This window comes from Desulfomarina sp., from assembly GCF_054039375.1.
In genome coordinates, this window is record NZ_JBPLBA010000161.1 from 1 (window position 1) to 11,433 (window position 11,433).

General features: G+C 50.2%; 8 protein-coding genes and 1 riboswitch. Of the genes, 2 read left to right on the forward strand and 6 right to left on the reverse strand.

The genetic code is table 11. The annotated features are described in order from the left end of the window. Positions 1-15 precede the first annotated feature (15 nt). From ACXLDX_RS09570 to trpD, 6 genes are all read right to left on the reverse strand, one after another. On the reverse strand, positions 16-3,111 hold the full coding sequence (locus tag ACXLDX_RS09570; RefSeq protein WP_457576954.1) for an efflux RND transporter permease subunit: 3,096 nt from the start codon (positions 3,109-3,111) through the stop codon (positions 16-18). After that, a complete protein-coding gene (locus ACXLDX_RS09575) occupies positions 3,104-4,180 on the reverse strand; it encodes an efflux RND transporter periplasmic adaptor subunit (protein ID WP_457576955.1) in 1,077 nt (358 codons plus the stop codon). Before ACXLDX_RS09575 ends, ACXLDX_RS09570 begins: the two co-directional genes overlap by 8 nt. Before the next feature lie 50 nt (positions 4,181-4,230). Further along, the gene (locus tag ACXLDX_RS09580; protein ID WP_457576956.1) at positions 4,231-5,652 is read right to left on the reverse strand and encodes a TolC family protein; all 1,422 of its coding nucleotides are present in this window, start codon (positions 5,650-5,652) and stop codon (positions 4,231-4,233) included. A gap of 223 nt (positions 5,653-5,875) precedes the next feature. Next, positions 5,876-7,996: a nicotinate-nucleotide--dimethylbenzimidazole phosphoribosyltransferase gene (cobT, locus tag ACXLDX_RS09585; protein WP_457576957.1), complete on the reverse strand. Its 2,121-nt coding sequence runs from the start codon at positions 7,994-7,996 to the stop codon at positions 5,876-5,878. A 3-nt stretch (positions 7,997-7,999) separates the two neighbouring features. Beyond that, positions 8,000-8,209 carry a hypothetical protein gene (locus ACXLDX_RS09590; RefSeq protein ID WP_457576958.1) on the reverse strand — a complete coding sequence of 70 codons (210 nt, stop codon included), beginning with the start codon at positions 8,207-8,209 and terminating at the stop codon, positions 8,000-8,002. Positions 8,210-8,211: 2 nt separating this feature from the next. Further along, the gene (gene trpD / locus ACXLDX_RS09595; RefSeq protein ID WP_457576959.1) at positions 8,212-9,330 is read right to left on the reverse strand and encodes an anthranilate phosphoribosyltransferase; all 1,119 of its coding nucleotides are present in this window, start codon (positions 9,328-9,330) and stop codon (positions 8,212-8,214) included. Positions 9,331-9,504: 174 nt separating this feature from the next. Next, a riboswitch (cobalamin riboswitch) is annotated at positions 9,505-9,736 on the reverse strand. A 64-nt stretch (positions 9,737-9,800) separates the two neighbouring features. On the opposite strand from trpD, the gene ACXLDX_RS09600 reads away from it, so the two are divergent. Beyond that, positions 9,801-10,592 (forward strand): carbon-nitrogen hydrolase family protein, encoded by a 792-nt coding sequence (locus ACXLDX_RS09600; protein ID WP_457576960.1) that lies wholly within the window; start codon positions 9,801-9,803, stop codon positions 10,590-10,592. Between the two features lie 208 nt (positions 10,593-10,800). Further along, positions 10,801-11,166, forward strand: coding sequence for a hypothetical protein (locus tag ACXLDX_RS09605; RefSeq protein WP_457576961.1), 366 nt, complete (start codon positions 10,801-10,803; stop codon positions 11,164-11,166). The last annotated feature ends 267 nt before the right edge of the window (positions 11,167-11,433 follow it).

The window sequence follows — 11,433 nt, forward strand, 5'->3', positions numbered from 1 at the left end:
GGTACCCTGGCTTCTTTACCCTTTATGGTCATGGCTTTCTTTTACAGTCCAGATAAAGAGCAGGGGGATAAAAAGCAGGGTCAGAAAGGTGCCGACAAGCAGACCGCCGATGGCGACTGCGCCGAGGGGAGCGAGTCTTTCCAGGCCTATTGCCGATCCGAGGGCTACGGGCAGCATTCCTGCAGCAACGGCAAAAGCAGTCATCAGGACGGGCCGGGTACGAATGCGGATACTGGCAAGCATTGCTTCCCTTTTATTCATGCCCTCCTCCATTTTCTCCTGGGCAAAGTGGATGAGCAGGATGGCATTATTGACAATAATACCGGAAAGAAGAATAAATCCCATCATGGCCGGCATGGAGACATGGTACCCCAGCAGGAGAAGGATCCAGGCAGCACCGATGATGGTCAGGGGAATGGAGAGGATGATCATCAGTGATATTTTGATCGAATCAAAAAATGTAATCAGGGTAAAGAAAATCAGAATGACGGCAAAGCCGATGGATTTTGCCATTCGACCGGCTGAATTATTGAACTCTTTGATATCCCCGACCTGTTCCATTGTCACTGAAGAGGGCAGCTCTGAACCTTTGAAGTTCTTTTCGAAATTATTCATAATATGTGAAATCGCGGTCTTTTCACGAAAGCCGTACACGTTGAGAGTATAGTTCAATCCTTCCCTGTTGATGACACCGGGTTCAAGAGCCCTGTCTATGGAGGCCAGGGAGCTGAGGGGGATTGCTTTGCCCTGTGGTGTTTCAATCAGAAGTGTCGAAAGGATGTCAACCCTGTCCCGCTGTTTTTCCGGAAGCTGAACCCGCACCCCGAAGTCGAGGTTGTTTGCCGCTGGAAAGGTGGCTGCCAGGGTGCCTCGGAGTATTGGTTGGAGCTGGGCTGTGATGTCGGCATTGGTCAGTCCGTAAAAAGCGACTCTTTTGCGGTCGAAATTCAGGGTGAAGACGGTCTTGTCGCTGTCCCATGTGCGGGAAACAGATACTACTCCACGGGTTTTATAGAGTGCTTTTTCCACAAGATCCCCTGCTCTGACCAGGTCTCTGAAATCGGGCCCTGAAAGCATGATATCGATGTTGGCGCGGATACTGGAAAGAGCTGTAGCACCGTAATCCACCACCTCAATCCTTTTTACATTTGCAAGACCGGCCAGTTTCCGGCGCAGTTGATGTTCGATTTGCCATATGGTTTTTTCACGTTCATAACGATTCACATAGGTGGCGGTAATGGCGATATGATCTGTGCCTGATCCGCTTCCGATGCTGAGAACCCCTGCTTCACTTCCGATTGCTGAAGAAAGATAGTTCAACCTGCCGCCGGCTGTTATGATTTTATTGGCCCTGCGGACGATGTCCCGGCTGGTATCAATGGGCAGGTTTGGATCGGTGGTGATTTTAATCAGCACACCGCCCGTATCCATGGGGGGCATGAGCTCCCTGCCCACTGTCGGCATGACTCCGCGTACACTGATGATAAATGAGAGAAGAAGAAAGGCGAAAAAGATAAAGGCCGTCAGTTTGCTGTCAAGTGCCGCCGTAACCAGACGGGAGAAAAATTGTTGTACAGCCTCATTTGCTCTGCCGGTAATCCGATGAAAAAAGTCTTCCAGATAAAGCAGTACTGGATGTTTTAAGGTGAGAATTTTGACAGAGAGAAGGGGGACAGCCGTAATGGAAATTATATAGGAAGCGGACAGCGCCAGGAGCAGAGTTGCTGTGAGCGGGCGGAAAACCGTCTGTGGATAACCGCCGACGAAAAGTATTGGCGCCAGGGCAATCATGGTTGTTACGGTTCCGGAGAGATCAGCAAACATAATTTCCTTTGTACCGTTCATGACCGCCTGATGAATACCGGTACCCGGCAGCCTGTAGTGGCGTTCGATGTTTTCCATTACCACCACCGCATCGTCAAGAAGCAGGCCGAGTGCCAGAATGATGCCGGTAAGGGTGACCACATTAAATTCAATACCGACCAGCCACATGAGAGCGACTGTGCTGGCGTAAACGAGAGGGATGGTAATCAATACAACAAATACCTGTCGAAAACTGGCAAGGAAAAGAAAGACTACGAAAGTGGACATGAAGATGGCATCCCGCAGGGATTCAAACATATTCTCTGTTGACTGTACAATAGTGTCTTTCTGGGTATCTGTTATTTCAAAATTGAGCAGGGGATAAAGAGCCCTGATTTTTTCGAGTTCACCTTCTATCCCTTCGATGGTGCGAACCACATCCGCATCTCTTCCCCTCTGTACCGCTAGGGCGATTGCTTCTTTGGAGTTACCAAAATACCCTGCACTGTTCTCATAGTGGCCGAAATAAATCCCGGCAACATCCGCCAGTGTCACGTTGTCTGTGAGCCGCAATGATTTCAGACCTTCAATGGAAGCCTCTCTGCCAGGAGATTTGAGGATATATCTCGATTTGTCATTTGTCAGAAAACCGATGGCGAAATCCCTGTTGTTGGAGCGGAGGGTAGACAAAACCTTTGCCATACTGAGTTGATAACGGTCAAGTTTATGTTTGTCGACAATGACCTGGATCTCTTTTTTGTAGCCGCCGAAAATGTCCACATTGGCCACGCCGGGTAATTTGATCAGTCGCTGTTTCAATGTGTTGTCTGCAAGCTGACGGATGTCTTCAAGCGGTATGTTTTCTTTTGGGCTCACGGCAATGATGGCGATGGGCGGGGTTGCAGCGGAAATGACATGGATCTGGGGAGCCAGAATGTCATCTGGCAGGGTTGCGCGGATTTTATCCAGGGCGTTACTCACATCTCCGGCTGCAGCTTCAAGATCCCTGGTGTATTCGAATTCGGCTCTGACAACAGTAACTTCATCAATTGTGGTCGAATACACCCTGCGGATATTATCGAGGGTGTAAAGCTCTTCCTCAAGGGGTACACAGATGTTTGCCGCAAGAGTCTGCGCCGATCCGCCCGGTTGAACGATGACCACCGCGATTTCCGGATAATTGGATTCCGGAAACAGTTTGCGGTCGATGGTGTTGTATCCGATCACTCCCAGGAAAAGAAAAAGAGTCAGAAATGAGTAAATAAAATAAGGGCGTCCCAGGAGACGTTCGATCCAGCTGTTATTCATTGCTTACTCCGGAAGTAATTCTGATATGTCCATAGGAGGGCAGAAGACTCAACTTTGCCTCCGAAGCGACGGCCACCATACCCGTGACAGGGGGGGTGATAACAGCGGCTGTCCCGCTTCGGGCGAGAATATGGACGACTTGTTCTGAAAAATGATTATCCTGCCAGACCATGACACTGACGGTCCCGTTTCTATGCAGCAGGGCTGTTACCGGGACACTGCATCCGGTTGCTGTCTGAGTTGTAACTGAAACATTCACAGCACTTCCATTGGGCAGATTGAAATTTCCTTCTGGTTCGATTTCTGCGATGGACAAACCTCTCCTGGCGTCATCATAGATTTTTGTTATTCTTCCGGACAGGGATGTATACCTGGGGAACTCAACTTTCCGGCCCGCCTGAATGGGGTCTTTTCCCGGAACAAAGGTGAAGGTCAGTTTTTTGGAGAGGGAATTCAGGCTGAGTACAGGCCGACCCGGTGTGGCCAGATCCCCTCTGTGTTGAAAAACGGTGCCGATAATACCGTTGAAAGGCGCAGTCACACGGGTGTACCGGAGTTGGTTTTCAACCCCCTTTATTTTTTGTTGTAACTCTTTTACCGCGGTTTCAGCTCTGCTGAGGCTGACCCCGGACGCGTCAAATTTTTCCCGGGCAAGACCCCCTGCATTAAAAAGTATACGGTTGCGATTATGCTGTGCCCTGCTGAAATCAAGTTGGGCCTCAGCCGATTCCAGTTGAGCCCTGAGCCCGCCGGCAGTGGCCAGAATTTCCTGTTCGTCCATGCTGAACAGCGGGTCTTTTTCTTTTACAGGCTGGCTTTCTTTTACGTAAACATTGGTGATCCTGCCCGAAAGTTTTGATGATATTTTGACTGTCTGCTTCGATTCAAGGACAGCAAGGAAAAAACGTGAACTTGAAATGGTTCTGTTCTCCGGGGCAACGATGCTGACCGGATGGATTATAGGCTGGGCAAGGGGGGCATCATTGATAGCCTGTTGTCGTTTTTTTAATAAGACAATACCGGCAGCCAGTGTAATGATTAAGGGTAGAACCAGGAACAGTTTTTTCATTTGTTTTCTCCTTAAAACCAGAGGGCAGGCACTGGATGTTTGATTATAGCTCACTTGGAAAAGCGCTTGTTTACAGGGGCCCCTGTTGTAATAAAATTACTGCTGTTCACCCTGTCGGTTTCAAATGCAATGGATTCTCCCCGCTCCAGCAGGTAGTCCAGATAGAAACGGGCAGAGGTGTATGTGTAGCCTGCGGCAAGAAAACGGCTGAGGGTCTGCTGGTGGCGGGCCTTTGTATAGAGCAGGTCGCTGATGTCGATTGTCCCCTGATCAAAGCGGACCTGTTCGATTTTTTCTGTTTCTTCAATAAGCTGCAGCTCTTCCCTGGTGCTGTTGTAATCAGTTACAGCCATATTTATTCTGGCAATGGCTTCCAGGATTGACTGTTTTAAGGCCAGCTCGATCTTCCTTTGCTCATACCGGCTCTGCCGGGCCAGGATCCTGCTTTTCTCTATTTTTGACCTTGTACTGCCAAAATCGAAAATATTCCATTTCAGGTTCAGGCCGAGTTGCCAGATCTCCTGGTTGTTCCAGTCACCACTGTATTTATTAGTGCTGTCGTTAGGGCCGAAATTCTGCATATAGGAAGCGTTGAAAAGAACCTGAGGCAGAAGAGAGGCTGTTGATTTTTCGACAATTTTTTCATTTGTTTCTGCGGTCAGCCGGGCAGCCTGCAAGCGCTTCAGCTTTGTCAACCGTTCCACAAAATTTTCATGAACCGCAATGATTGATTCCGGTGTTATGTTCATTTTTTCCAGCGTTTGGAGTTGTTCCACGCCAGCAAGGTCGGCAAGTGATCCATTACTGATTTCAATTCTGGCCGTAAGCTGTTTTCGGTCAGCCTTGGCCTTTTTCAGGCTGGTTGCGGCCTTGAGTTGATCTATCCGTGCTTTTTTCCCAAGGGAGAGCTCAACCGTTATGTTGTCATACAGTTTCTGCAGAGCTCTGATATAGGCAACCAGGGAACTGTCCTGTGCCTGCAGGGAGAGAGAGCTGAGAAAAAGAGCCTTAACATTATAAATAAGTTGCTCCCTGCTCAGGGACCTGGCCGCACGGGCTGTTTCTTTGCGGAGTTCTGCAATTTCCACGGCACGTAGCTGGGCAAAGCCGGTAAAAAGAGCGACTTCGTAGATCACTCCCGCACCCAGCAGATCCTGTGTTGTCGGGACTATCGTTCCACCGGATGCAACGGTTGACGGGGTGAGAGGGGCCAGTGTTCTCGGCAGGTTGAAATGGGTATAGGAGCCGACCAGGTCAAGCCGACCAAAGCCTTTTGCCCGCTGATCAGTCAATTCTTCCCGGGCAATGTTGAGGCTTAACTGCTCTTTCTGCAGGTCCGGATTGTTTTTCAGAGCAAGTTGTACACACTCATCGAGGGTGAGTGAAAATCCAGGGACAGTCAGGCAGCTCAGCAAAAGGACCGCCAAAGAAAAAAGAAGCCTCAGCAGTGTATGTATTTTTTTACGGTTCATAATTATTCAAGGGCCCTTTACGGGGTTAATCATGGAATTAAACGAACGTTTGATTATAATAAGTCGACAGAAGAGAAAAAGCAAAGAAAAAATCATAACAGAGGTTCAAAACTGAAAATGCACCGTTATTTCCTGGAAGAGGTCAACCCCAATAATCAGGTATATCTTCAGGTTCATCTGTGTCAGGCCGGAATTCGCACGTAATCGGGGATTGATTCAGGTTTCATCGCACAACGGCTGTGGCTACTCCCGCATCATCAAACGAGGCCATTTCCCGCATCATACGGCAGGCAAGTTCGACCAGGTTCATGGTTATGGCGGCACCTGTACCTTCTCCCAGGCGCATATCAAGGTCGATGACCGGCTCCAACCCCATGATGTCCAGGGCGGTTTTCTGGCTGATTTCGACGGACCTGTGGCCGGAAACAAGGTAATCGCCGACGGCAGGGCAGAGCAGGTAGGCGAGAAGGCCTGCAGCGGTGGAAATGACACCGTCCAGGACCACGCAGCATTTCTGTGACGCCGCTGCAAGCACAGCTCCACATATGCCGCCCAGCTCATAACCGCCGACTTTGGCCAGGATGTCGACAGCATCGGCGGGATCGGGTCGATGGAGGGCAAGGCTTTTTTCAATGACCTCTACCTTGCGCTCCAGGCCGCTGTTGTCCACTCCGGTTCCCCTGCCGGTCAGCCGGGTCGGAGACAGGCCGGAAACAGCACAGATAATTGCCGTGGCACTGGTAGTGTTGCCGATTCCCATTTCGCCCATACCAACTATATCACAGGAACGGGAGTTATTTTCCGTGATGAAAATCCGGGCACCCTGCTCTATGGTTTTTATTGCCCTGCCCCTGCCCATGGCGGGTTGGATGGCAAAGTTATCAGTTCCATATGCTATTTTTTCTCGGATCAGCATGGGGTGGTCGGCAAAATCACTCTTTACACCCATGTCCACGATTGACAACTCTATGCTGTACTGGCGACAGAAAGCGTTGACGGCAGCTCCCTCCTTCAGAAAATTTTCCACCATCTGTACCGTCACCCTGGCGGGAAAAGCAGAAACACCCTCCTCGACTACACCATGGTCTCCGGCAAAGACAAACATTTTTTTATCGTTGATCTCAGGGTTTAAATTGTCCTGGATTGCCGCAAGCTGAACCGCCAGTTTTTCAATTGTGCCAAGCGCACCCAGGGGTTTTGTTTTCAGGTCGACTTTTTTCTGTGCCATATCCCGGACTGCGGCAGTGACGGGTTGTATGGATTCGGTGAGATCCTGAAGGAAGGGAGAGAGATATATGAGCTTTGGTGGGGTTGGCCGGAGTTTTTTCTTTTCCAAAGGTGTTTTTTCCTCTGGATAGGTTGCTGACGCAAGCGTTTTTCCAGACCAGTCGATAATGTATTTCAGGGCTTCGCCGGAGAGGATATGTTCCAGTACCCCTTCGACCTCTTCCGGGCCGATGCATTTTTCAACCAGCATTCCCAGGTCATCCTGTCGACGGTGGCAGAATAATACCGCCTCTTTCATATGTTTTCTTCCCGGGCCATAGGCTCCGTGAATTTCCAGTTCTTTATAGTGGATGAGGTTGAGCAGGTTTGTTTCTATCTCTTCATTTTTTTCCAGACCACTGAAATAAACAAGGCGTCCACCCTTGCGCAGTTTGGTGATGCAGAGAGAAAAGGCGATATGGGAATCGCAGCAGTTCAGGGCCAGATCAAAATCAGAAGCAACCGTATCCTTACAGAGATCCAGGTTGTTTTTCTTTGCAAATGCATCGAGTCGGGCGATTTTTTTCTGACTCCGTTCCACGACTGTTACCCGGCAGTTTTGTTCACGGCAGAGAAGCGCCGCGAGCATGCCCACCACGCCGCCCCCGTAAATGATTACCCGTGAATTCTGTTGCACGGGAAATTTTGATAAGCCGTTAATGACGCAGGCAACGGGTTCGGCAAAGGTCAGGAGGCGGGGATCGATTTTTTCCGTGACCGCAATCAGGCTGTCCCGGGGGACGGAGACAAAACTGGCAAAACCGCCATCGGAGTGAAAGCCGATGATCCGCATTTCCTCACAGAGATTTTCCCTTCCCGCCAGACAGTATCGGCACTTTCCACAGGCCTGACCGGGCCAGACGGTATACAGCCTGCCCGAGTTGTCGAAACCCGCAATTTCATGGCCCGGTACCCTGGGCAGTGTCAGGTCGCGATGGCCCTGGTTCCACATCCTGGCATCGGTGCGACAGACTGCGCAGCAGGCAACTTCAAGAATTACATGGTTGTCCTTTTCATGCAGAAACGGGGCGGATGAGGAGAATTCCAGGTTGCGGCGGCCTCTCAGTGAAAGTTGCATGGATCAATCCTCCTGATATATTTTCTCGCTGATTGTCAGCTGCACTATGATGGCTTCTGTTTTTCCTTCGCGCTTGAGTTTTTCCACAAGTTTTTTTACTTTTTCAACCTGTTCCAGCGGAAAAACGGAAGCCTTTGCCATGGCGCAGGGTCTGGCAGTGCCATCCTGAAAACGAAAATAGCTTTCCCCCTCTTTTATAACCAGAAGTTCCATGATCAGTTGACTCCCGCTTCGGCTTTCAGACCGGCAAGTTTTGCCAGCCCCGCAGCCGGATCTTCATTCTGTATTTCAACCCATTTTTCCAGTTGCGTAAGCCCTCGACCCGAGAGAAGAATTTCCCTGGCCCTGTCAACTCCTTCTCTGATTGACGGCACCATTTCCCTGACATAAAAAAGCAGACCGCTGTTTAAAATGACAGCGTCATTACGGGCATCATCACCCTGTCCGGCAAGCAGACGGATCATATTGAGGGAGGCGTCGTGGTGGTTGCTGTCTGCCGCAATGCTTTCAGGATTATGGGTCCGCAGGCCTAAATCTTCGGGAGAAAAAGTCAGTTCCTCAAAATTGCCCTGAAAGAGGTGGATTCCCCTGGTTGATCCGCAGACAGATGCTTCGTCCATCCCCCTGTCGCTGCCCGTGATAGCTCCGTAGACAATAATACCATTCCTGTAACCGATGGCGTCCATGACCTCGGCAACCGGTCTGAGAAGAACGGGAGAGTAGACACCCCGGACAGCGATTCCGGGCAGGGCCGGGTTGGCCAGGGAAGCGGCAATGTTGAGGGGGGAACCGAAACAGATTTGCGAGAGAATACGGCCGAGTGCCATGGGATGAACCCTGGGGCTCATGCCGTTGAAAAGGCCGATACCACACTCCCTGATACTGTTGGCCACCGTGTTGACATCGCATTCCATATCGACACCAAGGCTCTCGGCCATATCCACTGTTCCGCGGGCCGAGGTGATGGCACGGGCACCATGGCGGGCAATATGTATTCCTCCTGCACTGCCCACCAGGGCCGCGGCGGTACTGATATTAAATGTTTTGAAGCTGTCCATGCCGGTTCCGCAGTTATCCACGACTTCCAGGTCGTCCAGAATGACCTTTTCAGTATCGAGGTCATAAACCGCCTGCCAGCCACCGGCAACTTCGGCTGCATTTTCCCCTTTGGCGGTGAGGGCGGCGAGAAAGGCGCCCTGCTGCATTTCCGATACTTCGTTGTTCAGAATCATCTGAAAGGCGGAGAAAGATTCATCCCTGGTCAGGTCTGTTTTGGCAATAAGACGGGTTATCAATTCCCCCAGTATCTTGTTTTTTTCAGTGTTGAACCCCATAATATATATCACTCCTGCAGAAAATGAATGATGCGGAATACGGAGAAATACTGAAAAAAAGCGGGAATCAGGGCTCCGTATCCGGCGGTGGGTATTATCCTGTCATATGGATAATACGAAAAACTTTTCCGAATACAGAGAACTCCAGTGGTTAACTCTGAACGTGGAGCGAAACCGCCTCCACGGGTGCAGGCAGGCTTTCTGACTGACGAATTTACCTGCGGCCGACCGCCTTCCCGGAGAACACTCTCCAGTGACTTATCCTGGAAATCAGGATATGGTATCATTAAAAGAACTGCAGAATTGATATCAGTCGGCGCAGACTTCGAATACAGCAAGGACTGGCTTGTGACGGATTCACACCGTCTTTCCTCTTATTTTCGACACCTGCACCGGTCTTATACCTCTCTTTCTCCAGGAAATCAATATGGAAACAATGTCAGCTGACCAATACTGCCGGGAGGTGCGGAATGAAAATTACTCTTGTTCAGACAGAGGTTTCGATAAACCCCTGGGAAAACCTGGCAACGGCATCGGATGCTGTTCATCTGGCAGCGAATGAGGGGAGTTCTCTCATCGCTTTTCCCGAGACATTTATGGCCCGTCTCGAAAAGGGCATGTCGGCTGCTGAAATAGCCGAACCCTCAGACGGTCCGTTCGTCAGTGGCCTGGCCGAGCTGGCAGAACAGTATGACATAGCCATTGTCTGTGGAGTCTGGCAAAAGATTGAGGATGAAAAAAAGCGGGCAGCCAACAGTGTCGTTGTTCTTGGTCGGGATGGTGGCCTGCGGGCGGAATACCGGAAAATTCATCTCTTTGATGCGCTGAATGTGAACGAGTCGGAACAGATGGTGGCCGGTTCCCTGCCGCCTCCACTCTTTACCTGTGACGGTATCCGATTCGGTCTGGCGATCTGTTACGATCTGCGCTTCCCGGAACTTTTCAGGCATCTGGCTCTCCAGGGGGCTGAAGCGGTGGTCGTACCCGCCGCCTGGTATGGCGGGGTTCTTAAGGAAGATCACTGGCTGACTCTTCTCAGGTCACGGGCCATTGAGAATACACTCTATCTTGCAGGTGTAAACCAATGCTCAGCCCCTTTCTGCGGGCGAAGCACTGTTTTTGATCCCTTCGGTGTTATGCTGGCAGGGGCGGGAGAAACTGAAGCCCTGGTGTCAGTTAATATTGACAAGGAACGTCTGGAGGATATTCGCGCACGGTTGCCGGCTCTCAAACATATCCGCCGTGGTTTGTTTTTCGGCTGAAGACTCGACAATATTGTCGAGCGGTCGGTAGATTGTCGAAAAGTTTTTCTGGAGAGAATGGTGGATATATTATAACATGTTGAATATATGAAAGATAAATTAAACTTATTATCTGGCACGGTTGTTGATAATTCTTTTGGGAACGCACCTGTTCCGGCAGTTAAAAGATCCAGGTGTAAAACAGAATTACCAACAACAGGAGGACAGCATGTTTAACAGGAAAAACCTTTCCAGAGCCTTTCTTATCGCTTCAGCTTTAACCCTTATTTCAGTTCCGGTGATGGCCGGGCATGGCCATGGTCCGGGAGACGGGACGGGAAATGGCGGAGTGGGTCCTGCTGATGGAAGTGGTAACGGGCCCGGCAACGGCGAATGTCTGGCCTATGCCTTCAATATTGACGATCATTCCCTGCTTGCGAGAGGTGGCAACGGCAACGGGGGCGGCAATGGAAATGGTGGTGGCAACGGTAATGGTGGTCATGGTCCCGGAGATGGAACGGGAAATGGTGGTGAAGGTCCGGAGGACGGTAGCGGTTATGGGCCGGGAACGGGTGAGTGTCTTGTAACCACTTGATTTTACGGGTATGGCTGAGTCAATCGGCTTAGCCATACCGTTTTTAACCCGAAAACAGTATTTCAGAAATTGAAAAGTTTATATAAATTCATCCTCATTACGCACAAAACTCAGCCGACTTGTGGATGTGCCTGCTTTATCAGGCTAGCCTACGGTCAAAAATCACTGGAAATCTCAATTGATAAGGAATTCAAATGAAAAAGTGTCGGTCCAGATTATTTTCAAACCAGTACAATGTGATTTTTGAAATACGCCTGACAAAGCAGG